Origin of the sequence: Burkholderia sp. Ax-1719 (genome assembly GCF_011753055.1) — a bacterium.
Classification (GTDB): Bacteria; Pseudomonadota; Gammaproteobacteria; order Burkholderiales; family Burkholderiaceae; genus Paraburkholderia.
The window spans coordinates 89731-115958 of sequence record NZ_VWWJ01000003.1 but is presented as its reverse complement, the minus strand read 5'-3'; the positions used below and the strand labels follow the sequence as shown (position 1 = coordinate 115958).

Below are 26228 nucleotides of genomic sequence, written 5' to 3'. Positions count from 1 at the left end.
GATCTGATGCAGCTATACACACTGGGGAAGCACGTTGTTTAGACCTCATCGCTTGGTTCCAAAAACGGTTGCAGCCGCGGCACTTGCCGCACAGGGGCTCGTGGCCCACGCCGCAACGACGCCGTTCGTGGTACAGGACATCCGCATCGAAGGACTGCAACGCGTAGAGCCGGGCACGGTGTTCGCGTACCTGCCTATCAAGCAGGGCGATACGTTCAGCGACGACAAGGCCTCCGAAGCGATTCGCGCCTTGTATGCAACCGGCTTCTTCAACGACGTGCGCATCGCCACTGAAGGCGGCGTGGTCGTTGTGCAGGTGCAGGAGCGTCCCGCGATCGGCACCATCGATTTCGCCGGCATTCACGAGTTCGACAAGGACAACCTGACCAAGGCGCTGCGCGCAGTCGGCCTCTCGCAAGGCCGCTACTACGACAAGGCGCTGGTCGACAAGGCCGAGCAGGAGCTCAAGCGCCAGTACCTCACGCGCGGCTTCTACGCCGCCGAAGTCACGACCACCGTCACGCCGATCGACCGCAACCGCGTCGGTCTGCTGTTCTCGGTCGTCGAAGGCCCGAGCGCGAAGATCCGCCAGATCAACTTTATCGGCAACAAGACGTACAGCAGCGGCACGTTGCTGGACGAAATGCAGCTGTCCACGCCGAACTGGTTCTCGTGGTACACGAAGAACGACCTGTACTCGAAGGAAAAGCTCACGGGCGACCTTGAGAACGTGCGTTCGTACTACCTGAATCACGGCTATCTCGAGTTCAACATCGACTCGACGCAGGTCTCGATCTCGCCCGACAAGAAGGACATGTACCTCACCATCGGGATTCACGAGGGCGAGCCGTACAAGATTTCGGGCGTCCATCTCGCGGGCAATCTGCTCGACCGCGAGGCGGAACTCAACAAGCTGGTCAAGATCAAGGCAGGCGACCGCTTCTCGGCTGAAAAGCTGCAGGCGGCCACCAAGGCCATCGTCGACAAGCTTGGCGAATACGGTTACGCGTTCGCGACCGTCAACGCGCTGCCGCAGATCAACCAGGCGAATCACACCGTCGACCTCACGCTGCAGGTCGATCCGAGCCGCCGCGTCTACGTGCGCCGCATCAACGTGGTGGGTAACACCCGCACGCGTGATGAAGTCGTGCGCCGCGAAATGCGCCAGCTCGAAAGCTCGTGGTTCGATTCGAGCCGCCTCGCGCTCTCGAAGGACCGTATCAACCGTCTGGGCTACTTCACCGACGTCGACGTCACCACGGTCCCCGTGGAAGGCACGGCCGACCAGGTGGACGTGGACGTGAAGGTCACGGAAAAGCCGACCGGCGCGATTACCCTGGGCGCGGGCTTCTCGTCGACCGACAAGGTGGTGCTCTCGGCGGGCGTTTCGCAGGACAACGTGTTCGGTTCGGGCACGTCGCTGTCGGTGAACGTCAATACGGCGAAGTCGTACCGTACGCTGGCTGTCACGCAGGTCGACCCGTACTTCACCGTGGACGGCATCAAGCGCATCACGGACGTCTACTACCGCACGTACCAGCCGCTGTACTACTCGACCGATTCGAGTTTCAAGATCATCACCGCCGGCGGCGACCTGAAGTTCGGCATTCCGTTCTCGGAAGTCGATACCGTGTTCTTCGGCGTGGGCTTCGAGCAGGATCGTCTGGATGTCGACTCGGCCACGCCGCAAAGCTACATCGACTACGTGAACCAGTTCGGCCGCGTGTCGAACAACATTCCGCTGACGATCGGCTGGTCGCGCGACGCGCGTGACAGCGCGCTGATCCCGAGCCGCGGTTATTTCCTGCAGGCCAACGCCGAATACGGCACGCCCATCGGCTCGACGCAGTATTACAAGACCGATGTGCAGGCGCAGTACTATTACTCGTTTGCGCGCGGCTTCGTGCTGGGTCTGAACTTCCAGGCCGGCTACGGCAACGGTCTCGGCGGCAAGCCGTACCCGATCTTCAAGAACTACTACGCCGGTGGTATCGGGTCGGTGCGCGGTTATGAGCCGAGCTCGCTGGGTCCGCGCGACAAGACGACGAACGACCCGATCGGCGGCTCGAAGATGGTGGTCGGCAACATCGAAGTGACCTTCCCGCTGCCGGGCACGGGCTATGACCGCACGCTGCGCGTCTTCACCTTCCTCGACGGTGGTAACGTCTGGGGCGACGAAGGCACCAGCATCGGCTCGAACGGTCTGCGTTACGCCTACGGTGTGGGTCTCGCGTGGATTTCGCCGATCGGCCCGCTCAAGCTGAGCCTGGGCTTCCCGGTCACGAAGCACGAAGGCGACCAGTACCAGAAGTTCCAGTTCCAGATCGGTACGGCATTCTGACGGACGCGCAGGAACAGGTATTTACAGAAACGAGAGGATAACTTTGCTAACGGGTATGTTTTCCAGGCGGACGATCGGGGCCATGACGCTGTCGCTGGCGATGCTCGCTTTCGGCACGGGCGCGGCCCATGCGCAGGAAGCGAAAATCGCGGCGGTCAACTCCGACCGCATCCTGCGCGAATCCGCCCCCGCGAAGGCTGCGCAGACCAAGCTCGAAGCCGAGTTTGCGAAGCGCGACAAGGATCTGCAGGACATGGCGCAGCGTCTGAAGACGATGTCGGACGCGCTCGACAAGAGCGGGCCCAGCCTGTCGGTGGCGGATCGCGCACAGAAGCAGCGCGATCTGTCGCAGCTCGACAGCGACTTCCAGCGCAAGCAGCGTGAATTCCGCGAAGATCTGAACCAGCGCCGCAACGAAGAACTCGCGGCGGTGCTGGATCGCGCGAACAAGGTGATCAAGCAGATCGCCGAGCAGCAGCACTACGATCTGATCGTGCAGGAAGCGGTCTACGTGAGTCCGCGTATCGACATCACCGACCAGGTGCTGAAGGCGCTCGCCAACGGCGCCACCGGCAGCAACAGCAACTAAGGCAGGAGCAGCACGCGCATGGCATTTACGCTTGAGGCAATCGCCGCCCAGTTCGGCGGCGAAGTGGTGGGCGATGCGACGCAACGCGTCGGCTCGCTCGCGCCGCTCGACCAGGCGGGTCCGCAGCAACTGGCTTTCCTTGCCAATCCGAAGTATCTCTCGCAGGTCGAAACGACCCGCGCGGGCGCGGTCCTCATCAGTCCGGACGATCTGGCGAAACTCGCGTCGCGCGAAGGCCGCAACTTCATCGTCACACCCAATCCGTATGCTTACTTCGCGCGCGTCGCGCAGGCGTTCATCGACCTCGCCGCGCCGAAGGTGCAGCCGGGCGTGCACGCCAGCGCCCACGTCGACGCAACGGCGAAGATCGCGGCCAGCGCCGTGATCGGTCCGAACGTGACGGTGGAAGCGGGCGCGGTGATCGGCGAGAACGTGCGTCTGGACGCCAACGTCGTGATCGGCCGCGGCACCCAGGTGGGCGAGGGCTCGCATCTCTATCCGGGCGTGACCGTCTACTACGGCTGCAAGATCGGCGCGCGCGCCATCGTGCACGCGGGTGCGGTGATCGGCTCGGACGGTTTCGGTTTCGCCCCTGATTTCACGGGCGAAGGCGATGCGCGCACGGGTAGCTGGGTCAAGATCCCGCAGGTGGGCGGCGTGACCATTGGGCCGGATGTCGAAATTGGCGCGAACACCACGATCGATCGCGGCGCAATGGCCGACACGATCATCGAAGAGTGCGTGAAGATCGACAACCAGGTGCAGATCGGCCACAACTGCCGGATCGGTGCGTACACCGTGATCGCAGGCTGCGCCGGCATCGCGGGCAGCACCACGGTCGGCAAGCATTGCATGATCGGCGGCGCGGTCGGCATCGCCGGGCACGTGACGCTGGGCGACTACGTGATCGTCACGGCGAAGTCGGGCGTGTCGAAGTCGCTGCCGAAGGCTGGCATCTACACCAGCGCGTTCCCGGCCGTCGAACACGGCGACTGGAACAAGAGCGCCGCGCTGCTGCGCAATATCGACAAGCTGCGCGACCGCATCCGTGCGCTCGAAGCCGCCGTCGCTCAAAAACCGCAGGGCGACGCATAAGAAAACGGGTCCGGTGTCGCGGCTTTCACGCCGTGCGCCGGACCGAACCTCGCGCGATGCGTTCCGGGCTGTGCGCCCGGCCCGCATGCCCGGGGCAATCCGCATGCACGAAGTCGCGTGCGTGGCGCATACTGCGCCTCACGCGCGAACCACAGGGGTACGGCAGACCGGCATGGCTACCGCCGCGCAAGGGCCGCCGCTTCGGGCAACGCAATCGAAAGTGACACGCAATTCCTGCGTGAGCAGAAACACCATGAACATCGAAAAACTCAACTTCGACATCCACAAGATCCTCACGCTGCTCCCGCACCGTTATCCGTTCCTGATGGTGGACCGGGTTCTCGAACTCGAGCCGCACAAGAGCATCAAGGCGTTGAAGAATGTGACGATCAACGAGCCCTTTTTCACGGGCCACTTCCCGCAGCGTCCGGTGATGCCGGGCGTGATGATCCTTGAAGCACTGGCACAGACCGCCGCGCTGCTGACGTTCTCGGAAGAAGAGCAGGATCACGAGAACACGCTGTACTACTTCGTCGGTATCGACGGCGCGCGCTTCAAGCGCGTGGTCGAGCCGGGCGACCAGCTGATCCTGAACGTGACGTTCGAGCGCTACATGCGCGGCATCTGGAAGTTCAAGGCGCAAGCCGACGTGGACGGCGTGGTCGCCTGCGAGGCGGAACTCATGTGCACCGTCAAGAAAATGGACGCGGCGCAGTAAATTGCGCCTCGCGTGCCGCAGCGCGCCTGCAGGCGCCTCGGCACGACAACAGAATCGGAGAGCATGACGAATGAGCAGGATCCATCCCACTGCGATCGTCGAGCCGGGCGCGCAAGTTGACGAATCGGTCGAGATCGGCCCTTATGCGGTGATCGGTGCGAACGTCACCATCGGCGCACGGTCCCAGGTCGGCTCGCATAGCGTGCTGGAAGGCCACACGACGATCGGCGAAGACAATTCGATCGGTCATTACGCCTCGATCGGCGGCCGCCCGCAGGACATGAAGTACAAGGGCGAGCCCACGAAGCTCGTGATCGGCAACCGCAACACGATCCGCGAATTCACGACGCTGCACACGGGCACGGTGCAAGACACCGGCATCACGTCGATCGGCGATGACTGCTGGATCATGGCGTACGTGCACGTCGGTCACGATTGCCGCATCGGCAACAACATCATCATGTCGAGCAATGCGCAGCTCGCGGGTCACGTGATCGTTGACGATCACGCGATCATCGGCGGCATGACGGGCGTGCACCAGTTCGTGCGCATCGGCGCGCATGCGATGGTGGGCGGCGCTTCGGCGCTCGTGCAGGACGTGCCGCCGTTCGTGATCGCGGCCGGCAACAAGGCGGTGCCGCACGGTATCAACGTCGAAGGTCTGCGCCGCCGCGGTTTCTCGCCCGACGCGATCTCGGCGCTGCGCGCGGCTTACCGCACGCTGTACAAGAACAGCCTGTCGCTCGAAGAAGCGAAGGTGCAGCTCGCCGAACTCGCCCAGGCGGGCGGTGACGGCGACGTGCACGTGAAAGCGCTGCTCAGCTTCGTCGAGCAGTCGCAGCGCGGCATCATCCGCTAAACGATGGCGTTGCAAACCCATCCGTTGCGCCTCGCGATGGTCGCCGGCGAACCGTCCGGCGATCTGCTCGCATCGTCGCTGCTCAAGGGGCTGACCGGAAAGCTGCCGGATACTGCGCAGTACTACGGAATCGGCGGCCCGCGCATGCAGGCCGTCGGTTTCGACGCGCACTGGCCAATGGACAAGCTGACGGTGCGCGGCTATGTCGAGGCGCTCAGGCATATTCCCGAAATCCTGCGCATTCGCCGCGAGTTGAAGCATCAACTGCTCGCTGAGCAGCCCGATGTTTTCATCGGCGTCGACGCGCCGGACTTCAACTTCGGCCTCGAACATTCGTTGCGCGAAGCCGGTATTCCTACGATCCATTTCGTCTGCCCGTCGATCTGGGCGTGGCGGGGCGGCCGCATCAAGAAGATCCAGAAGTCTGTGGATCACATGCTCTGCGTGTTCCCGTTCGAGACAGCGATCCTGGAAAAAGCCGGTGTGGCGGCGTCTTACGTGGGCCATCCGCTCGCCGATGACATTCCGCTCGAACCGGACGTGCCTGCCGCGCGTCGTGCGCTCGGTCTGCCCGATAGCGGCCCGATCATCGCGGTACTGCCCGGCAGCCGCCGTTCCGAGATTAACCTGATCGGCCCGACCTTCTTCGACGCGATGCAGATCATGCAGCAGCGCGAACCGGGACTGCGCTTCGTGATGCCGGCGGCCACGCCTGCGATCCACGCGCAGTTGCAGGAGCTGGCGAGCCAGCATCAAGGGCTCGCGCTGACGATCGTCGATGGCCAGTCGCAAGTCGCCATGACGGCCGCCGACGCGATTCTCGTGAAAAGCGGCACGGTCACGCTGGAAGCGGCGCTGCTCAAGAAGCCGATGGTGATCTCGTACAAGGTGCCCTGGCTCACGGGGCAGATCATGCGTCGTCAGGCCTATCTGCCGTACGTTGGGCTGCCGAATATTCTTGCAGGGCGCTTTGTGGTGCCGGAAATCCTCCAGCACTTCGCTACGCCGGAGGCGCTCGCCGACGCTACGCTGACGCAGTTGCACGACGAAGCGAACCGGCGCACGCTCACGGAAGTGTTCACGCAGATGCATCACGCGTTGCGCCAGAACACCCAGGAGCGCGCCGCGGAAGTGGTCGCGCGCGTGGTGGAAAGCCGCAAGGGGCGGGCATGAGCGAGGGGATGACGAAGCGTACGAAGGCCGCAAAGCCGAAAGCGCCTTCGCAGGCCGCGCAAAAGCGCGCCATCCGCCTGCAGCTTGCGGAGCAGGCGGGCCTGCTGTTCGAATCGCCTGAAGACATCATCTGCGGCGTGGACGAAGCAGGACGCGGCCCGCTCGCCGGCCCGGTGGTCGCGGCGGCGGTGATTCTCGATCCGGCTCGCCCGATCGCCGGTCTGGACGACTCGAAGGCGCTCACCGCGAAATCGCGCGACGCGCTCTACGACCTGATCGTCGAGCGCTCGCTCGCGTGGTGCGTCGCGGAAGCGAGCGTCGAGGAAATCGACACGCTCAATATCCTGCACGCGACAATGCTGGCGATGCGCCGCGCCGTTGAAGGCCTGAGCGTCACGCCAACGCTTGCGAAGATCGACGGCAACCGCTGCCCGGTGCTGCCGGTGCGCAGCGAAGCCGTGATTGGCGGCGATGCGCTGGTGCCGGCGATTTCAGCTGCGTCGATCATTGCGAAGGTCACGCGCGACCGAATGCTGCTGGAGCTGCACTCGGCGTTTCCCGCCTACGGTTTCGATGCGCATGCCGGTTACGGCACGCCGCAGCATCTGGCGGCGTTGCGCGCGCATGGCCCGTGCGCGCATCATCGGCGCTCGTTTGCACCGGTGCGCGAAGCGTATGAGCTGCACGGCGTGATTCATAGCGTGATCGTTTCCGCCTGAGCATCGACGATGCGCCTGCCGAACGTATCCGGCGCCGCCTCGTGCGGCGCCGTTTTCCTTTTGACTGATCCATTTTCGATTCGCCAGGCCTGCCCGTGAAAGCCATTACCTCGCGCGACAATCCGCTCTACAAGCGCCTGAAGGCGCTGGCCGGCTCGACGCATCAACAGCGGCGCGCCCATCAGGCCCTGCTCGAAGGGTTCCACCTTGCGAGCGCCTGGCTCGATGGCGGCGCGCAGCCCGAATATTGCGTCGTCACCGAAGGCGCGCTCGCGCATGAAGAAGCGCACGACATCGTCGCCCGCGTCGACGAGCGCCGCGTCATCACGTTGCCCGATGCGTTGTTCGGCCAGCTGTCCAACGTCGTCCATGGCGCGGGCATGTTGTTGCTCGTCGATATGCCCGAGGCAACCCTGCCGCAGCGCGTCGATTCCACCTGTCTCGTGCTCGACGGTCTGCAGGACGCGGGCAACGTCGGCTCGATCCTGCGCAGCGCGGCGGCGGCGGGCATCGACCATGTGTTCTGCACGCCGGGCACGGCTTACGCGTGGTCGTCCAAGGTGCTGCGCTCGGCGATGGGCGCGCATTTCCTGCTTCAGGTCTACGAAAACGTCGAACCGCAGACGCTGATCGATATGCTCGGCGTGCCGGTCGTGATCACCGATTCGCACGGCGCGAAGGCCATCGACGAAGCAGATCTGACAGGGCAGGTCGCCTGGGTATTCGGCAACGAGGGCGCGGGCGTGTCGCAGGTATGGCGCGATGCGGCGGCGCTGCGTGTGACCATTCCACAGCCGGGCGGGATGGAGTCGCTTAATGTGGCGGCAGCCGCTGCGGTGTGCGTGTTCGAGCAATGCCGACAACAACGCCGCGCGCGTTGACGCTGAGCCGTCCTCACAAGAAAAAAGCCCGCGAAAGCGGGCTTTTTCATTGCAGGCGGCGAATCAGTACGCCGGCTTGTCGATGCGGATCTCTTGCAGGATCGTGGTGGCGATTTCCTCGATCGACTTGTGCGTCGACGAGAGCCACTTGATGCCTTCGCGGCGCATCATGGCTTCGGCTTCGTTCACCTCGTAGCGACAGTTTTCCAGCGCCGCGTACTTGCTGCCCGGACGTCGCTCGTTACGGATTTCCGTCAGACGCTGCGGATCGATCGATAGCCCGAAAATCTTCGAGCGGTGCGGCAGCAGCGAATTCGGCATCTTGCCGCGCTCGAAGTCGTCGGGAATCAGCGGATAGTTCGCGGCCTTGACGCCGTACTGCATCGCCAGATACAGGCTGGTTGGCGTTTTGCCGCTACGCGATACGCCCACGAGGATCACATCGGCGTCGGCGAGATTGCGGTCGGATTGACCATCGTCATGCGCGAGCGAGAAGTTGATCGCCTCGATACGGTTCTTGTACTCGTCGGTGTCCGCGTTCTGGTGGCCACGGCCCATCGCGTGGCTCGACTTCAGCTCCAGCTCCTGCTCCAGCGGTTCCACGAAGGTCTGGAACATGTCAAGCACGAGCGCGTTCGCGCGTTTGACGATCTCGTTCGAGCTGCTGTCCACCAGCGTCGTGAAGACGATCGGACGACGGCCTTCCTGCACCGCGGCTTCGTTGATCTTTTCGGCAGTGGCATAAGCCTTGTCCGAAGAATCGACGAAGGGCACGCGCACGAGGCGGAATTTCTGGTCGAACTGCGACAGGATCGAATGCGCGAACGTTTCGGCAGTGATCCCGGTACCGTCGGAGACGATGAATACGGTAGGCGGCATCGGTTGAGGCTGGGTACGTGAGCTGCTGGTGCGCTCGTGACGGGCTGGAAAGCCCGGTAGGCGCTGGGCGGACCGCTGTGGGACGATTCCGAGGCGCGTTTCTCGCCGACTGACACATTTTCCGTAGTCGGCACGGTAGAATAGCGGCAACCTGTTGGATAAGCAATTGCAGTGCAACCGCGCCAAAGCGGAGTCCATCTTGGCTCATTTTGGCGTCAACTTGCAGCGATTTTGCATAACTTCCTGCAATCGCGCGCATCTCCCTGCTTTTCCTCAAGCCTGCTCCCGCCCTTCGGAGCCACGGCGATTGCTTCTCCAACAGGTTGCGCAAGACGCGAAATCGCCCCCAATGGGTGACTCGCGTTCGAGCCCACTTGCGCAGCCGTGAATTTTTTTCACACTTAGGGGCTTGTATGACTAACACCGTTGCCAAGGATCAGGCTTATGTAGTGCCTTTCGAGCAGTTGCGGATGACCGACGTTGAGATCGTGGGCGGCAAGAACGCCTCGCTCGGCGAAATGATCAGCCAGTTGGCTGAGGCTGGCGTGCGTGTGCCCACGGGCTTCGCGACGACTGCGCTCGCCTTCCGCGACTTCCTGAAGCACAACAACCTGACTGAACGGATCGCCGCTCGTCTGGAAACGCTCGACGTCGACGATGTCAAGGCGCTGGCTGAAGCCGGCAAGGAAATCCGTCAGTGGATCATCGACGCGCCGCTGCAGCCGCAACTGGAAGCGGACATCCGCGCCGGTTTCGACACGCTGCAAGCCAGCTCGCCGTCCGAGCTGTCGTTTGCCGTGCGCTCGTCGGCGACGGCAGAAGATCTGCCTGACGCGTCGTTCGCCGGTCAACAGGAAAGCTACCTGAACGTGGTGGGCGTCGAAGACGTGCTCGACCGCCTCAAGCACGTGTTCGCGTCGCTCTACAACGACCGCGCCATTTCCTATCGCGTCCACAAGGGCTTCACCCACGCTGAAGTCGCGCTGTCGGCTGGCGTGCAGCGCATGGTCCGTTCGGACCGCGGCGCAGCGGGCGTCATGTTCACGCTGGACACGGAATCGGGCTTCAAGGACGCCGTTTTCGTCACGTCGAGCTACGGTCTCGGTGAAACCGTGGTGCAGGGCGCCGTGAATCCGGACGAGTTCTACGTCTTCAAGACCACGCTCGCACAAGGCAAGGCGCCGATCATCCGCCGCTCGATCGGCTCGAAGCTCATCAAGATGGAATTCACGCAGCCGGGCGAGCCGGGCCGCGTGAAGACGGTCGACGTCTCGCACGAACAGCGCAACCGCTTCTCGATCACCGACGAAGACGTGATCGAGCTGGCGAAGTACGCCGTCATCATCGAAAAGCACTACCAGCGTCCGATGGACATCGAGTGGGGCAAGGACGGCCTCGACGGCAAGATCTTCATTCTCCAGGCACGTCCGGAGACGGTGAAGAGCCAGGCCGCGGGCAAGGCGGAGCAACGCTTCAAGCTCAAGGGCCAGTCGCAGGTTCTGGCAACGGGCCGCGCAATCGGCCAGAAGATCGGCGCGGGCCGCGTGAAGGTGATTCACGATCCGTCCGAAATGGAACGCGTGCAGCCCGGCGACGTGCTGGTCGCCGACATGACCGACCCGAACTGGGAGCCGGTGATGAAGCGCGCAGCGGCCATCGTCACGAACCGTGGCGGCCGTACCTGCCACGCGGCGATCATCGCGCGTGAGCTGGGCGTGCCGGCAGTCGTCGGTTGCGGCGACGCCACCGACGTGCTGAAGGACGGCGCGCTGGTGACGGTGTCGTGCGCGGAAGGCGACGAAGGCCGCATCTATGACGGTCTTCTGGAAACGGAAGTCAGCGAAGTCCAGCGTGGCGAGCTGCCGGCCATTCCGGTCAAGATCATGATGAACGTCGGCAATCCGCAACTCGCGTTCGACTTCTCGCAACTGCCGAACGCAGGTGTGGGTCTCGCGCGTCTTGAGTTCATCATCAACAACAACATCGGCGTTCACCCGAAGGCGATCCTCGAATACCCGAACATCGACGCCGACCTGAAGAAGGCGGTCGAAAGCGTGGCGCGCGGTCATGCGTCGCCGCGTGCGTTCTACGTCGACAAGCTCACGGAAGGTATCGCCACGATCGGCGCGGCGTTCTATCCGAAGCCCGTCATCGTGCGTATGTCGGACTTCAAGTCGAACGAGTACAAGAAGCTGATCGGCGGTTCGCGTTACGAGCCGGACGAAGAAAACCCGATGCTGGGTTTCCGCGGCGCGTCGCGTTACATCGCCGACGACTTTGCGCAGGCGTTCGAAATGGAGTGCCTGGCGCTCAAGCGCGTGCGTGAAGAGATGGGTCTCACGAACGTCGAGATCATGGTGCCGTTCGTGCGTACGCTCAAGCAGGCAGAGCGCGTCGTTGCGCTGCTGGCAAAGTACGGCCTCAAGCGCGGCGAAAACGGCCTGCGCCTGATCATGATGTGCGAAGTGCCGACCAACGCGATTCTGGCCGAAGAGTTCCTGCAGTACTTCGACGGTTTCTCGATCGGCTCGAACGACCTCACGCAGCTCACGCTCGGCCTCGACCGGGATTCGGGCATGGAACTGCTGGCTGCCGACTTCGACGAACGCGACCCGGCCGTCAAGTTCCTGCTCAAGCGCGCGATCGAAACCTGCCTGCGCCTGAACAAGTACGTCGGCATCTGCGGCCAGGGTCCGTCCGACCATCCGGACTTCGCCCAGTGGCTTGCGGAAGAAGGCATCGCTTCGATCTCGCTGAACCCGGACACGGTTGTCGAGACGTGGCAGGCGCTCGCAAAGGCGCAAACGAAGTAAGCGCAGTTTGAGCGAAGCGGACGGCGCACGCCGTCCCGCCGCGCGCGAGGCTTGATGCGGCTTGCATTCGGCGTCCGCACGCAGCGGAAATGAGTGTCAGCTTCGTGCTATAACACCCCGGTCTATCCGGGGTGTTTTACTTTGGGAGGTCGCTGTGGGTCCGCATGGTTTGTTCTGGTGGATCGGCGCGGGCGTGCTGATCGTGGCCGAGCTGATGACCGGCACCTTCTATCTGCTGATGATCGCGCTGGGCTTTCTGGCTGGCGTGCTGGCGTTCGAACTGGGCGCGCCGCTCGACGTGCAGTTTGCGGTGGCCGCGCTAGTGGGGCTGGCGGCCGTGATTACGCTGCGCCGCTCGCGCTTTGGCCGCAAGCGCCGCATGGTCGATGCGTCGAGCGATCCGGCCGTGAATCTCGACATCGGCTCGACGCTGACTGTCGCTGCGTGGCATGAAGGCCGCGCGCGCACCATGTATCGCGGCGCGGAATGGGATGTCGAACTCGCACCTGGCGAGCCCGAAGACGCCCATCTCTATCGGATCAAGGCGGTGCGCGGCAGCTGTCTGATCGTGGCCGCGGGCCACGCCTGAAACGCGAAGCAAAACTCGAATCGAACTCGAAGCAAAGGGGAAGCGCATGCAAGTACCAGTCGTCGGGCTGATTCTGCTCGTGATCGTCATCGTTCTGATTTCCAAGACCGTCAAGATCGTGCCGCAGCAGCACGCATGGGTGCTGGAGCGCCTGGGCCGCTATCACGGCACGCTCACGCCGGGTCTCACAATCGTGCTGCCGTTCATCGACCGTGTGGCCTACAAGCACGTGCTCAAGGAAATCCCGCTCGACGTGCCCAGCCAGATCTGTATCACGCGCGACAACACGCAGTTGCAGGTGGACGGCGTGCTGTATTTTCAGGTGACCGATCCGATGAAAGCGTCGTATGGGTCGAGCAATTTCGTCTTCGCGATCACGCAGCTCTCGCAGACCACGCTGCGCTCGGTGATCGGCAAGCTCGAACTCGACAAGACTTTCGAGGAGCGCGATTTCATCAACCATAGCGTGGTGTCGTCGCTCGACGAAGCCGCGTCGAACTGGGGCGTGAAGGTGCTGCGCTACGAGATCAAGGACCTCACGCCGCCGAAGGAAATTCTTCATGCGATGCAGGCGCAGATCACCGCCGAGCGCGAGAAGCGCGCGCTGATCGCGGCGTCGGAAGGGCGCAAGCAGGAGCAGATCAATCTGGCAGCGGGCGCGCGCGAGGCGGCGATCCAGAAGTCGGAAGGCGAAAAGCAGGCCGCGATCAACCAGGCGCAGGGCCAGGCGGCGGCGATTCTGGCGGTGGCTGAAGCCAACGCGACGGCGATCCAGAAGATCGGCAACTCGATCCAGGCGCAGGGCGGCATGGACGCGGTGAACCTCAAGGTCGCCGAGCAATACGTGACGGCCTTCGGCAATCTGGCGAAACAGGGCAATACGCTGATCGTGCCGGGCAATATGAGCGATCTGAGTTCGATGATCGCTTCGGCGCTGACGATCGTGAATCGCACCGGTATGAAGGAAACGCAGATGACCCGCGACACCTCCAAGGGCGTCTGAGCGCGGCATCCGGTACTTCAGAACGACAAAAGGGCGGCCTGGGCCGCCCTTCGTCATTTGTGCGCAGTCTCGCGCGCGCTCAGGTAGGCGTGCGCATCAGGCGCGCCTTTTCGCGCTGCCAGTCGCGCTGCTTCTCGGTTTCGCGCTTGTCGTGCAGCTTCTTGCCCTTGGCGAGACCGATCTCGCACTTCACACGGCCGCCCTTGTAGTGGAAGTTCAGCGGCACGAGCGTGAAACCGCGCTGCTCGACCTTGCCGATCAGCTTGTCGATTTCCTCGCGGTGCAGCAGCAGCTTGCGGGTGCGCGTGGCGTCCGGATGGATGTGCGTCGAGGCTTCCGGCAGCGGGCTGATGTGCGTGCCGATCAGGAACAGCTCACCGTCCTTGATGATGACGTAGGCTTCCTTGATGTTGGCTCGCCCGGCGCGCATGGCCTTGACCTCCCATCCTTCGAGCACGAGCCCCGCCTCGTGGCGCTCTTCGATGAAGTAATCGAAGAAGGCTTTTCTGTTGTCGATGATGCTCATAGGAAAATGGGAAACGCCCAACTCGTTTAAAATTACGATTTTAGCAAAGCGGGCCAGCGAAAGCCCGCTGCGCCTTCACCCTTGCATCGCATTGCGCAATTTATGGCGGATGTCCAGAAAACCGTGTTGATTCGCCATTCGGCGGAACAGATGTTCGACCTCGTAACCGACGTCGACGACTATCCTAACTTCCTGCCGTGGTGCGGCGGCGTCGAGGTTCGCCGCAAGGACGAGAGCGGCATGGAGGCGAAGATCGATATCAACTTCAAGGGCATCAAGCAGCACTTCGCGACGCGAAACGTGCAGAAGCGCCCGGAATACATCGATATGGAGTTCACCGACGGCCCTTTCAAGAAGTTCACGGGCTCGTGGCGCTTCACGCCGCTGCGCGCGGACGCCTGCAAGATCGAGTTCGCGCTGCACTACGAGTTTTCTAACATCATTCTCGAAAAGATCATCGGGCCGGTGTTCCATCACATCGCGAACACGTTTGTGGATTCCTTCGTGAAGCGCGCCGACCAGCGCTACGGCAAGGCCTGACCATGAGCGCGAATCCCTCTTCCGGCAGCCTGTCCGTCGACGTCTGCTACGCGCTGGCCGACGCCCAGACTGTCATCGGCGTGCAGTTGCCGGCCGGTTCGACGGTGCAGCAGGCCATTGATGCCAGCGGCATATTGACGCGCCATCCCGAGATCGATCTGACGACGCTGAAAGTGGGCGTGTACGGCAAACTCAAGCCGCTCGACGCCGAACTCGCGGATCACGACCGCGTGGAGATCTACCGGCCGCTGGTCGTGGATCCCAAGCTCGCGCGCCAGCGCCGCGTCGACAAAACCCGCAAGGCGGGTTCGATCGAAGGGCGCAAGTGGCAGAACAAGGATTCCCGCTAGGCCACGTTCTTCAGAGGGTTCAGCTGGCTACACGGCGCCGTTCGGTGCCGTTCTTGCCACGGTTCTTCGCGTTTTCCTCTGCATGCCCGATTCCGGGCAGATCGCCTTCCGGCACGATGCCGTCGCCGTGCATCGTGTCCTCCGGACCGCCCGCATGCTGGCGCACCGACCAGCTCACCCCGACCACCAGCAGGACGATCGCCGCGATCTCCAGCCCGCGCGGCAGGCGATGGTCGTACACGAAGCCGTACAGCAGGGCGAACAGCGTCTCGAAAACGATCATCTGACCTGACAGGGTCAGCGGCAGGCGCTTGGCGGCGGCGTTCCACAGCCCGTTGCCGAGCCACGACGCGCCAATTGCCAGCACGAGGTTGAGCTGCCAGAAGGTGGTCCAGCGCCCGCCGGCGACCGTTTCCTGCGCGACGCCGGACGGCAGCACGAGAATCACGAGCCACAGCAGGCCGCCCAGCGCGCCCGTCACCACGCCCCACAACACCGACCATTCGTTGCCGCTGAAGTGCGCATTACGCTGCAAATAGCGCGAGTTTTCCACCGCAAACCACGTCCAGCAGATCAGCGCGCCCACTGCGCAGCCAATCCCCGCGATCTTCGTGAGCGTGCCCGCGTGGTCGCCGGCGCTGGCGGTCGCCGTAAATACATCGACGTTGATGCAGACGATGCCCGCCGCGATCAAGGCGAGCGGCCAGGCCAGCTTCGAGAGCGGCACCGCGCCATGATCGGCGCGCCCGAGCAGCGTGACCGTCACCGGCAGCACGCCGACGATCAGCGACGCCGGCGCGATGCCCACGAGGTGGATCGCGCTCGCCAGAAAGAGGTAGTAGAGCAGGTTGCCCATCAGCGCCAGCTTCACGAGCGCGACGAGGTCTTCGCGCGTGAGGCGTGGCCAGACGCGCTTGAGCATCGGCAACAGGGCGGCCAGCGACACCAGTCCGTACATCACGTAGCGTCCGGCGCTCAGGAGCAGGGGCGAGAAGTCCGCCAGTTGCCGGGGCACCACGAATACCGTTCCCCATAACGCTCCGGCGAGCACGCCGTACAACACACCACGCTGCATTTCCATTGCCTCCGTAAATCGGTGATACCTGTTCAGTGGCGAGCAGCTTAACTGCGACAAGCGGGAGGCGTCTTGTTCAATTCTGCACGGCGCACTTTTATTGGGCATGCGCGATTCATGCGAAATGGATTGAAATTCGGGTCGGAAACAGCGGTTAGACAAGCGTTCCCGATGGCGTCCAAACTTCAAAAAAATCCCAAAATCGGCGCTAAGCTACTGTACGCGCTGATGATTTCCAGGGCGCTATCGCGTATAATCTGCTTTTGCGCCTATAGGATTTGCCATGCGTCTGATCCAGAAAGCACTCACGTTCGATGACGTGCTCCTCGTTCCCGCCTTTTCCGACGTTCTCCCGCGCGACACCAGCCTGAAGACCCGGCTGACCCGCAACATCTCCCTGAACATTCCGCTCGTCTCGGCCGCGATGGACACCGTCACGGAAGGGCGTCTTGCTATCGCCATGGCGCAGCAAGGCGGCGTCGGTATCGTCCACAAGAACCTCACGCCGGCCGAACAGGCGCGTGAAGTCGCGAAGGTGAAGCGTTTCGAATCGGGCGTCGTGCGCGATCCGATCACCGTGCCGCCGCAGATGAAAGTCGCGGACGTCATTGCGCTGTCGCAGCAGCATGGCATTTCGGGCTTCCCGGTCGTCGAAGGCGCGCAACTCGTCGGTATCGTCACGAACCGCGACCTGCGCTTCGAAACCCGTCTGGACGAGCCGGTGCGCTCGATCATGACGCCGCGCGAGCGCCTCGTCACCGTCAAGGAAGGCACGCCGCTGGCCGAAGCCAAGTCGCTCATGCACAGCCACCGCCTCGAGCGCGTGCTGGTGGTGAACGACGCGTTCGAACTGCGCGGCCTGATGACCGTCAAGGACATCACCAAGCAGACCGAACACCCGGCCGCCTGTAAGGACGAACACGGCAAGCTGCGCGCTGGCGCGGCAGTCGGCGTCGGTCCGGACAACGAAGAGCGCGTTGAACTGCTGGTGCAGGCCGGCGTCGACGTGATCGTCGTCGATACGGCGCACGGCCACAGCAAGGGCGTGCTCGAACGCGTTCGCTGGGTCAAGCAGAACTTCCCGCACGTCGAAGTCATCGGCGGCAATATCGCTACGGCGGATGCCGCACGAGCGCTGGTCGAATACGGCGCGGATGGCGTGAAGGTTGGTATCGGCCCGGGCTCGATCTGCACGACGCGTATCGTCGCAGGTGTGGGCGTGCCGCAGATCACGGCAATCTCGAATGTCGCCGAAGCGCTCAAGGGCACCGGCGTGCCGTGCATCGCCGACGGCGGCGTGCGCTACTCGGGCGACGTCTCGAAGGCGCTGGCAGCCGGCGCGAACGCAGTGATGATGGGCAGCATGTTCGCCGGCACGGAAGAATCGCCGGGCGACGTGTTCCTGTTCCAGGGCCGTCAGTACAAGTCGTACCGCGGCATGGGTTCGGTCGGTGCGATGAAGGACGGCGCGGCGGATCGCTACTTCCAGGACAACTCGGCCAACATCGACAAGCTCGTGCCGGAAGGCATCGAAGGCCGCGTCGCCTACAAGGGCCCGATCAACGCGATCCTGTTCCAGATGATCGGCGGCGTGCGCGCCTCGATGGGCTACTGCGGTTGCCGCACGATCGACGAACTGCATGCGAAGGCAGAGTTCGTGCAGATCACGGGCGCGGGTCTGAACGAATCGCACGTCCACGACGTGCAGATCACCAAGGAAGCGCCCAACTACCACGTGGACTAAGCCTCGATGAAGCCGCTGCTGCGCGTAGTGCTGATTGTCGATGCGTTGATATTGCTGGGGTTCGGCGTGCTGTTTGTCCTCACGCCCTGGACCTTGCTCTACGACGCGCTGCAACTGGTGCAGGCGCAGCCGGCGCTCATCGGACAGGCGTTCGGTGTGGTGCTGCTAGGCTTTGCCTGGCTCGCGCTGCGCGCGGCCTTCGACGGCGCGCTGACTGCCACGGTCGGCCGTACTGCGGGACACGTCAACTGGATCGCCGGCGTGTTGATGCTGGTCTGGCTGATCGGGCTGCACAAGCCGCAGCTCACCGGGTTCGGCCAGCTGGTGGCCGGTGCGGTGGCTGCCTGCCTGATCATCATCGGATTGGGCGGCGCGCGTCTCGCTGGTCGTGTGAAGCTGCGCGACAGGGCGCTGGCGGTCGAGGCCGCTGCGCAGGAGCGCGAAGCTCGCCTCGCGGCCAAGGCTAAACGCGACGAGCCCGTGGTCTATGCGAAGCCGTTTTTCTCGCATGTGAAGACCGAGCCCGTCGCGGTGCCCGCGGAATCCGTTGTGGAACCCGCTGTGCAGCCCGCTGTGGAACCCGTCACGCCCGTGGTCGCGCCGCGCACGACAGTGCAGCAGGCGCAGGCCGGGCAAGCGCGCGAGGCCGCCCGCGACGAAGCGGCCGACGCGCAGCGGCCACCGCTGCGAGGTTGAGGTGGGGAGCGCGTCGACGCCAACCGTCAGACGCGACATCCGCCAGATTGCGCCCGAACCACGCTGCACCGGACCACCCGGTTTCGAGCTATAGCGCAGGCGCCCAGGGCGCCAATGAATTCATGCCGCGCGCAAGGCTTCCAGCCAGTGCGCGGCTTTCTGTATCCGTTCTTTTTTAGGTCTCGTCCGCTGCCATGCACGACAAAATCCTGATTCTCGACTTCGGTTCGCAAGTCACCCAGCTGATCGCGCGCCGCGTGCGCGAAGCCAACGTCTACTCCGAAATCCATCCGTACGACGTCGACGACGCGTTCATCCGCGAATTCGCACCGAAGGGCATCATCCTTTCGGGCGGCCCGAGCTCGGTGACAGAAACCGATACGCCGCGCGCACCGCAAGCCGTGTTCGAACTGGGCGTGCCCGTGCTCGGCATCTGCTACGGCATGCAGACGATGGCTGAACAGCTCGGCGGCAAGGTCGACGGCGGCCACCTGCGCGAATTCGGTTACGCCGAAGTGCGCGCGCGCAACCATACGAGCTTCCTCGACGGCATCGAAGACTTCCGTACGGCCGAAGGCCACGGCATGCTCAAGGTGTGGATGAGCCACGGCGACAAGGTCATCGAAATGCCGGCCGGCTTCCAGCTGATGGCATCGACGGAATCGTGCCCGATCGCCGCCATGGCCGACGAAGCGCGCCACTTCTACGGCCTGCAATGGCACCCGGAAGTCACGCACACGGTGCAGGGCCGCGCGATGCTCGAACGCTTCGTGCTGGGCATCTGTAACGCCAAGGCCGACTGGGAAATGGGTCACTACATCGACGAAGCCGTCGAAGCGATCCGCAAGCAGGTGGGCAATGAGCACGTCATCCTGGGTCTGTCGGGCGGCGTGGATTCGTCGGTGGCGGCGGCGCTGCTGCATCGCGCGATCGGCGACCAACTGACCTGCGTGTTCGTCGACCACGGCCTGCTGCGTCTGAACGAAGCAGAGCAAGTGATGTCGATGTTCGCGGACAACCTCGGCGTGAAGGTGATTCACGTCGATGCGAGCGAAGCGTTCATGTCGAAGCTGGCGGGCGTGACCGATCCGGAAGCGAAGCGCAAGATCATCGGCGCGGAATTCGTCGAAGTGTTCCAGACGGAAGCGGGCAAGCTGACGGACGCGAAGTGGCTCGCACAGGGCACGATCTATCCAGACGTGATCGAATCGGCGGGCAAGGGCAAGAAGGGCGCGCATACGATCAAGAGCCACCACAACGTGGGCGGCCTGCCGGAAACGCTGAACCTCAAGCTGCTCGAACCGCTGCGCGAACTGTTCAAGGACGAAGTGCGCGAACTGGGCGTGAAGCTCGGTCTGCCGCATGAGATGGTGTATCGCCATCCGTTCCCGGGCCCGGGTCTGGGCGTGCGTATCCTTGGCGAAGTGAAGCGCGATTTCGCGGATCTGCTGCGCCGCGCCGATGCGATCTTTATCGAGACGCTGCGTAACACCATCGACAAGGAAACGGGCAAGTCGTGGTACGAGCTGACGAGCCAGGCGTTCGCGGTGTTCCTGCCGGTCAAGAGCGTGGGCGTGATGGGCGATGGCCGCACGTATGAGTACGTGGTTGCACTGCGCGCAGTGCAGACGCTGGACTTCATGACGGCGCACTGGGCGCATCTGCCGCATGAACTGCTCGGCCATGTGTCGAATCGCATCATCAATGAAGTGCGTGGCATTAACCGTGTTGTCTATGACATCTCGGGCAAGCCGCCTGCGACGATTGAGTGGGAATAAGCGTTAAAAAATCATAAAGAAATCAATGACTTGAAATTGCGCGCGAAATCCTTGCTTGCTCGAGCGTGGATTTCAAGTCTTTGAATATAATGCGTTTTTCGGCGATTCCAGAGACGGCCAAGCACGTCTGCGTCACAAGATGACGGCAAAACGGACGGTATCCATCTCGTTCGTTAGAGCGGCGAGAAATGCTGACCATTGGCCGTTACGGTCGATGGGGCATCTCGCTGGCGTAGGTGCGGGAAAATCTGCTGGACGCACGTCGTGTTGTCCGTGAAGGCAGGTCGCCGGCCCTGAAGATGGTTGGTGTCGCGTCGATCTCCACGTTTGTGCCGAAGCACCGGGTCCTGTCTCCATTGGAAATTTGGCACATGCGGCGACGTCGCTTGCGCCGTCCGGCATCTCTTAAAGCCATGTGCTTGACGTTTAGTCGTCCAGGCCGCCGAAGGATGCAGCCTTGATGTCAATGGCACCAGCATGGAGACGCTCAGTGCCCAGTGCCTCCTGAGGCAGCCACATGCCCGCAGACCAAACTGCTTCTAGATCTGCGGCCAGTTCTATGCCGAGCCAGGCAGCCGCCAGTCCAGCTGCATACTTTGCACACTCGGGCTTTTCACGCTGGACCCCGTTCGCAAGCAACCAGCGGTACAACGGGAGCGCCGCAGAAACGGTCGGATAGCCTTGCTCAACGGAACGGTTGAAGTCTAGGGGAATTGACAAGCCCCTCGGGTCAAGGTCGCCAAAGTACTCCGCTGAAGACGCTCCAGCTTCATGCATCGCCTGGCGCAACGCTCGCCCAGTAAGCCTGAAGTTTTCGCCTCCGCCATAGATGACCGCCGTGTATCGGCGCGTGGTCTCGTTCCATTCCGCGAAGCTCCAGTACGTGTTGTGGTTTTCGACAACGAGTACGGGCTTGCCCGGCGTATCAACCTTGCGATACGGAAGCGGCTGCGGCACCCGGAAGCAACCGATGACGGAGAGCGGAAGTCGCCCGCTAAAGAGGAAGTCCCCGGCGCACATGTTGTCGAGCCGCTTCTCGTCGCCGAAGATTTCCAGGGAACGCTCCTTGATTGGAACCGGGGAGAATGCCCCGCGGCGTCGGAGCAGGAAGTCATTGATGGGCCGTAGCGCTGACAACTGCGATGGCCTCAACTCCGGCCAGAACCCGAGCTCTGGCGCCCAGGTCACGTCAGCATGGTTCACAGAAACCCCAGAGCGTGGTGAATGCTTCAACGTGATCCACAGTGGAAGAGCAGGCGAGCCCGCCTGTTCCCAACTTCCTCTAGCTGGCAGCGAGAGGGCGCCGTCAGCTTCCAGCTCCTTCAGTGCCCTTAGCAGTATCAAACCACGATCTGGGCTGTTCTGGACATCTGGGTACAGCGAGAAGTAGCGTTGGCGCAGTTCGTCGAGTGGCACACGCTTGCGCGGCGATGACAGTAGCGCTTCAAGGAATTCGCTCAATCTGCCAACTCCTTGGGTACGTTGTTGAGCTTCAGGTTCGCGAACTCGAGGTGCCAGCGTCTAGTTTTGTTGTTCTGCCCGGCGCGGCGCAAGCGGATGAATCGCTGGAACTCGCCGAGCGCGTTGAAGTCCTGAAGCGCCGTTGCGAATATCAACTGAACGTTCATGGCCCCGGCCAGCAGCCGTTGGGCACGCCACATGGCGGGACTGGTGGCCTTCGCGAACGGGTTATCGAGGATGAGCGGCCCACCGGCGATGCGATGTACCTGCGCATGGTTCTCAGCCCGCAACTGGTTGATGACCAGGTACAGGAACATCGCCATGACGACGCCTTCGCCACCGGAGTTCGAAACCCGCTCAACCGGGACATACTGTTCCGTCTCTTCGATGGACATCTTCAGGACTTGCAGTCCCAGTGGACGCCCATAAACGCGTGCCACAGCGTCGGCGATGAGGTCCGTACCGCGCGGAGGGAACACGTTCGTATCAACCAACGTGTCGAGGTAGGCGCCGAGGGTCTGGCGTCGTGTTTCAACGGGCACCGAGCCGAAGTTTGCCCGCATCTTCAGGACTTGCTTGCCACCGACGTACGGGGCGCCCACCGGCACTGACTTGTCCTTGCTCGTCGCGCGATTGAGCGTTGTGATGGCTGAGCGGACTACAGCGTGCACCTCGTCGACGCAGGCATCGAAGTCAGTCTGCATCGACCGCAGCGTTGCCTCGGTCGTCGCGATACGATCGTCCAGATGCTCCAGGAGCCGTTTCGCGTCCGTACACGCGGCACCGAATTCGTTGGTGACCATCTGCTGCGCAACATCGGGGTCGACCTCCCTGAACGACGGCTCCATTGCAGCTGCCTTGACGAGGTCGAAGGCCACGCGGGCCTTGCTCTGCAGGTTGCTGACGCGTTGGTCCTTTCCCATGTAGTCCTTTAGCAGCGCGTTGACTTGGCTGCTAGCGTCGGTTTCGAGAATCAGGCTGTCGGGGTCCGGCACCTCCAGGGACATTCCCACTTGGGCGCCGATTTCTGCTGCAACGAGAACTGGGTCGGGCTTGTCTTCAAACCCCATGCTGCTGCGCAACAGCGCCTCAATTTTCCCGTCGTCCTCGGCTGCAGCGCGCTTCCGATTCGCGCGTTCCGCTGCCTGGTTCGCGGCTTCGTTGGCCACACGCATCCGTTCGAGCGCCGCAGCCACTTGGCTCTCGGTTTCCACCATGAGAACGGCCAGGGCATCCAGGTCCAAAGGCTCATGAGCGGGTACTGTCGGCCCCAGGTTCGTCTTGTTTTGGTCGAACCACTTTTTCGACTCGTTGCTGACGACCTGCAGGTGCGAAGTGGCGGTTACTTGCTCTGGTCTGGCCGTCTCCAGCGCGGTGGCGACGTCAGCCAATGCCTCTTCATGGTTCACATCCAGGAAAGGAGCAAGTTCTGCCGTCCGTAAACCCTTGAACTCACGGGTGAACTCCCTGGCTTTGTCCTCCCGGCGCCTGCGCGCATCGTCCAGCTTGTGTGCGAGGAGCCCCAATCGCTCCTTTTCCGTAGCTAAGTAGGTCGCTTCTGCATCGCGGTAGATGCGACGCAGAGACTCCACCGGCCGCGGGTTCTGCAGCAGTTGTTCGTGAGCCGGATAGTCCTTGTTGTAGTGAGCGATGCCCGCCCGCTCTTCGCCAGCAACCTTGAGTTCATGGTCCGTGCTTACACGCGAGCCCTGATCGCGGTCGTGCTCAGCCTGCAACTGCTCAAGGCCACTGTTGGCTGCGGACTTTCTCCCCTGTTCCGTGGTGATACCTTGCGCCAAGTCCGCCAGTCGAAGAACGCGCTCCGCGTGGCCGGCTTCGTGTTCGCTCTGAAACGTGCGGACTGCTGTGGAAGATAGAAGTGCTGCCTGGCGTTTCTCATCGGCTGCCTGAGCTCGAAGCTCCAACCGTTGAACTTCCTCATCCAGCTCAAGCCCCAGCGATTCGAGAGATTCCGCGCGTGCTGTCGCCGTGGCCTCGTCTTCCTCGAGGGCTGCCTTGTCGGCTCGCGCCTGTCCGAGTTTGCCGTCGCCGAATTCCTTCGTATAGGTATCGAGCTCGTGGACTGCCTTCAGTGTCTGGTCGTAGCGCTCCTGATATGCTGACCGCCGTTCATCTTCTTCGGCGATACGCAGTTCGAAATTCAGGCCCAGCCTGGCGGCAGCCTCAATGTTAAAGGCCGAATCATCCTCAGCCTGGACGACCACACGCTCCTCCAGTTGCTCCGCGGGCTCAAGGGTTGCCGCTGATACCACGACAGGGCGTGTAGGCTTGCGCGCCTCCCAGGCGACGGCCCTGGCTTTTTCGAGTTCCGTGGACGCCACGCAGACTCCGAGGAAGCGGGCGGGGTCGCTGGCGACGAGCGCTCGCGCATTGGAGGCATCCGGCAGGGCGTGTGAGATGTACTCGTTATAGGCTTTGGCCGAGCGAACTCCTGCCTGCAGAAGTGTCTCGACGACGAGTGCAACGTCGATGCTGTAGCCGGCAACCCCGGTTTCAGCAATAGCCTGCCTGGTGGCGCGCAGCTCCGCCAGGCGAACGTCTCCCAGGGACACTTGTCTTGCTGACTCAGAGACGACCTCGCGCAGGCGGGCAGGCAAGGCCGCGGACAACGGGTCGACGCGGTCCGATTCGACGGCATTCAGAAGAGCAGGTAGCTGCGCCAGGCGCTCGACCCCGGCTTCCCCTCGTGCGATGAACTCGCCGAGTGCCTCTGCCTTGCCGGCCAACCCGGCTGCGCGGACCTTCTCCGCCGCGGCGGCCTGTCGATGCTCTCGCGCCTCTCTGGTGCAGCGTTGCTGCGATGCTCGCTGCAGATCACGCTCGGCCGCCGCAGTTGCAGCTTCTGCGTCCAGTCGTTCAAGTGCCTCCGGAGTTTTCTCATCGGGTCCGAGAAAAGTCCCATCCACTTCAAGCGCTTGCCTGCGACGTGTATAGGAGTCCTGGGCCGCCTGGAGCTTCGAGTGTTCTCCTACCTGGCGAAGCTCGTCAGCTTCGGCTTGATCCCGTTGCTTGCGAAGGGTCGTTCGTTCTGCCTCCCGCGCGGTAGCTCGCTCATCGAGCACCTGGAGCGCCCCCTTCAGTCTCTGTTCTTCGTTGAACAGCGCCCGGCGCAGCAGTGCCCCTTGAATCTCGACGTGGTCCTTGGTCGGCTTGAGATTCTCGCGCTCGGCTTCGGCTAGTGCGTCAAGCTCTTTGAGCTCGTCGTCGATGCCGACGATTTCCTTTTGCAGTCGTGCCGCTCGAATGAGCTGTTCGTTCCGCTCCAACCGCTTCACCTGGCCATCGGTCGCCTCCTTGTATGCCTTCGCCAATGCGCCGCGCTTCTGGTGCCAGGCCCAGGTAACCGCGGCCTGCTCCTTCGCATACGCGCTCGAGTCTGCAAGTGCAAGTGAGGCCAGTCCTCGCTGGGTCTGCTCGAACTCCACTTCCCGGTCGCGGTCAAGGAACAAGGAGGCGGCCCGGGCCTGCAAGGCCTGGACCATCTGAGCGCCCCGAATCAGCATCGAGCGCTGCGCGGCAAGCGTCTCAAGGTACAGGTGACCAGCCTCGGCGAAAGCGTTCAGCGATGCCCGAAACTTGGTCAGCTCATCACGACGCTTCTGGAACTGAGGCTTGCGGCGATGCTTCTCGCATACCACAACCACCAGCTTGCGTGCCTCGTCGGCCTTCGCGGTGTCGCTGGTCAGGTGCAGGAACTTGCGCAGGAATTCGCCTTCCGTCTTGAAGTCGAGGAAGCCCGTGTCGAATCCGCCTTCTTGGGCCGAGAAGTTGACCTGCATGCGCAGCATGTCCAGGTCAATGAGACGCTCGTCTTTCAGATGCCGCTGCCACTCCGCCTGGCGGTTGTGGCTGATGAAAACGTCACCCGGGTATTTTTTCTGCTGCGCATGTAGCCAGCGAGAAAACTCTTGCATGGAGGGCGGTGCGGGCTGTGCCAGACCAGGGGCGGGAATGTCCCCGAGGCCCAGGTCCGCGTGTTCCTCGAATGAGAAGAACATGCGGTCGACCTCCGGTGGCTCGGTGTGCGACCTGACCGCCACCGCCTGACCGGTCACCAGGCGGTAGGGCTTGCCTCCTGCCATTCTGGACGGCATGAGCCATTCAACGATGATGAAACCCGGCGCGCCATCGTGGGTGAAGTACTGAGAGAACGTGTTGTGTTTGCTCTGGATGTGCTTGAGGAATCTTTCTTGAGCTGTCTCGAAGCATGAGAACACAAGCCCGATGAGCGTGGTTTTGCCGCCGCCGTTCTCCAGGTTGATGAGCGTGTCGGTGGGTTGACCGCTGTCCGGGTCGGTTAGATCAAAGGTATTTCCGTCGTACCATGCGGTGCGGAAGCCGCAGTTGCCGAGGTGGATGCGGGAAATCTTCTGCATGG

The 26228-nt window shown here is 62.7% G+C and carries 21 protein-coding genes; 16 read left to right on the top strand and 5 right to left on the bottom strand.

All coding sequences use genetic code 11. The features are described from left to right. Positions 1-34 precede the first annotated feature (34 nt). The 8 genes from bamA (at position 35) to F3J17_RS07950 (ending at position 8375) form a co-directional block, all read left to right on the top strand. Positions 35-2341 carry an outer membrane protein assembly factor BamA gene (gene bamA / locus F3J17_RS07985; RefSeq protein WP_167055857.1) on the top strand — a complete coding sequence of 769 codons (2307 nt, stop codon included), beginning with the start codon at positions 35-37 and terminating at the stop codon, positions 2339-2341. 43 nt (positions 2342-2384) lie between these two features. Then, positions 2385-2930: an OmpH family outer membrane protein gene (locus F3J17_RS07980; protein WP_205194685.1), complete on the top strand. Its 546-nt coding sequence runs from the start codon at positions 2385-2387 to the stop codon at positions 2928-2930. A gap of 18 nt (positions 2931-2948) precedes the next feature. Next, positions 2949-4025, top strand: a complete 1077-nt coding sequence (gene lpxD / locus F3J17_RS07975; RefSeq protein WP_167055851.1) for a UDP-3-O-(3-hydroxymyristoyl)glucosamine N-acyltransferase — start codon at positions 2949-2951, stop codon at positions 4023-4025. 253 nt (positions 4026-4278) lie between these two features. Continuing rightward, entirely contained in the window at positions 4279-4743 is a 465-nt protein-coding gene (fabZ, locus tag F3J17_RS07970; protein ID WP_167055848.1) for a 3-hydroxyacyl-ACP dehydratase FabZ, read from the top strand. 70 nt (positions 4744-4813) lie between these two features. After that, a complete protein-coding gene (lpxA, locus tag F3J17_RS07965) occupies positions 4814-5602 on the top strand; it encodes an acyl-ACP--UDP-N-acetylglucosamine O-acyltransferase (protein ID WP_167055846.1) in 789 nt (262 codons plus the stop codon). A 3-nt stretch (positions 5603-5605) separates the two neighbouring features. Continuing rightward, the gene (gene lpxB, locus F3J17_RS07960; RefSeq protein ID WP_167055843.1) at positions 5606-6775 is read left to right on the top strand and encodes a lipid-A-disaccharide synthase; all 1170 of its coding nucleotides are present in this window, start codon (positions 5606-5608) and stop codon (positions 6773-6775) included. A gap of 8 nt (positions 6776-6783) precedes the next feature. Continuing rightward, complete coding sequence (gene rnhB / locus F3J17_RS07955) at positions 6784-7494, top strand: ribonuclease HII (RefSeq protein ID WP_240160864.1); 711 nt, start codon at positions 6784-6786, stop codon at positions 7492-7494. A gap of 95 nt (positions 7495-7589) precedes the next feature. Beyond that, positions 7590-8375: an RNA methyltransferase gene (locus F3J17_RS07950; protein WP_167055837.1), complete on the top strand. Its 786-nt coding sequence runs from the start codon at positions 7590-7592 to the stop codon at positions 8373-8375. Between the two features lie 63 nt (positions 8376-8438). On the opposite strand, the gene F3J17_RS07945 is transcribed toward F3J17_RS07950, so the two are convergent. Further along, positions 8439-9254 carry a pyruvate, water dikinase regulatory protein gene (locus tag F3J17_RS07945; protein ID WP_027814812.1) on the bottom strand — a complete coding sequence of 272 codons (816 nt, stop codon included), beginning with the start codon at positions 9252-9254 and terminating at the stop codon, positions 8439-8441. 413 nt (positions 9255-9667) lie between these two features. Here F3J17_RS07945 and ppsA point away from each other — a divergent pair, with 413 nt between their 5' ends. The 3 genes from ppsA (at position 9668) to F3J17_RS07930 (ending at position 13659) form a co-directional block, all read left to right on the top strand. Continuing rightward, positions 9668-12067, top strand: coding sequence for a phosphoenolpyruvate synthase (gene ppsA, locus F3J17_RS07940; protein ID WP_167055834.1), 2400 nt, complete (start codon positions 9668-9670; stop codon positions 12065-12067). 154 nt (positions 12068-12221) lie between these two features. Continuing rightward, positions 12222-12656, top strand: coding sequence for an NfeD family protein (locus tag F3J17_RS07935; protein ID WP_167055832.1), 435 nt, complete (start codon positions 12222-12224; stop codon positions 12654-12656). Between the two features lie 46 nt (positions 12657-12702). Continuing rightward, entirely contained in the window at positions 12703-13659 is a 957-nt protein-coding gene (locus F3J17_RS07930; protein WP_167055829.1) for a stomatin-like protein, read from the top strand. A gap of 79 nt (positions 13660-13738) precedes the next feature. On the opposite strand, the gene smpB is transcribed toward F3J17_RS07930, so the two are convergent. Next, positions 13739-14185 (bottom strand): SsrA-binding protein SmpB, encoded by a 447-nt coding sequence (gene smpB, locus F3J17_RS07925; RefSeq protein ID WP_167055826.1) that lies wholly within the window; start codon positions 14183-14185, stop codon positions 13739-13741. 102 nt (positions 14186-14287) lie between these two features. Between smpB and F3J17_RS07920 the strand changes: the two genes are divergently transcribed. Beyond that, positions 14288-14725 (top strand): type II toxin-antitoxin system RatA family toxin, encoded by a 438-nt coding sequence (locus F3J17_RS07920; RefSeq protein WP_167055823.1) that lies wholly within the window; start codon positions 14288-14290, stop codon positions 14723-14725. A 2-nt stretch (positions 14726-14727) separates the two neighbouring features. Next, positions 14728-15075: an RnfH family protein gene (locus F3J17_RS07915; protein WP_167055820.1), complete on the top strand. Its 348-nt coding sequence runs from the start codon at positions 14728-14730 to the stop codon at positions 15073-15075. Positions 15076-15094: 19 nt separating this feature from the next. Here F3J17_RS07915 and F3J17_RS07910 read toward each other — a convergent pair whose 3' ends face one another. Then, positions 15095-16150, bottom strand: a complete 1056-nt coding sequence (locus tag F3J17_RS07910; RefSeq protein ID WP_167056629.1) for a DMT family transporter — start codon at positions 16148-16150, stop codon at positions 15095-15097. Between the two features lie 283 nt (positions 16151-16433). On the opposite strand from F3J17_RS07910, the gene guaB reads away from it, so the two are divergent. From guaB to guaA, 3 genes are all read left to right on the top strand, one after another. Next, a complete protein-coding gene (gene guaB, locus F3J17_RS07905; RefSeq protein ID WP_027814806.1) occupies positions 16434-17894 on the top strand; it encodes an IMP dehydrogenase in 1461 nt (486 codons plus the stop codon). A 6-nt stretch (positions 17895-17900) separates the two neighbouring features. Further along, the gene (locus F3J17_RS07900) at positions 17901-18590 is read left to right on the top strand and encodes a hypothetical protein (protein ID WP_167055817.1); all 690 of its coding nucleotides are present in this window, start codon (positions 17901-17903) and stop codon (positions 18588-18590) included. A gap of 194 nt (positions 18591-18784) precedes the next feature. Beyond that, positions 18785-20368: a glutamine-hydrolyzing GMP synthase gene (gene guaA, locus F3J17_RS07895; RefSeq protein ID WP_167055814.1), complete on the top strand. Its 1584-nt coding sequence runs from the start codon at positions 18785-18787 to the stop codon at positions 20366-20368. Positions 20369-20794: 426 nt separating this feature from the next. Here guaA and F3J17_RS07890 read toward each other — a convergent pair whose 3' ends face one another. After that, on the bottom strand, positions 20795-21829 hold the full coding sequence (locus F3J17_RS07890) for a Wadjet anti-phage system protein JetD domain-containing protein (RefSeq protein WP_167055811.1): 1035 nt from the start codon (positions 21827-21829) through the stop codon (positions 20795-20797). Further along, positions 21826-26226: a hypothetical protein gene (locus F3J17_RS07885; protein ID WP_167055808.1), complete on the bottom strand. Its 4401-nt coding sequence runs from the start codon at positions 26224-26226 to the stop codon at positions 21826-21828. The genes F3J17_RS07890 and F3J17_RS07885 overlap by 4 nt, the downstream gene beginning before the upstream one ends. Positions 26227-26228 lie beyond the last annotated feature (2 nt).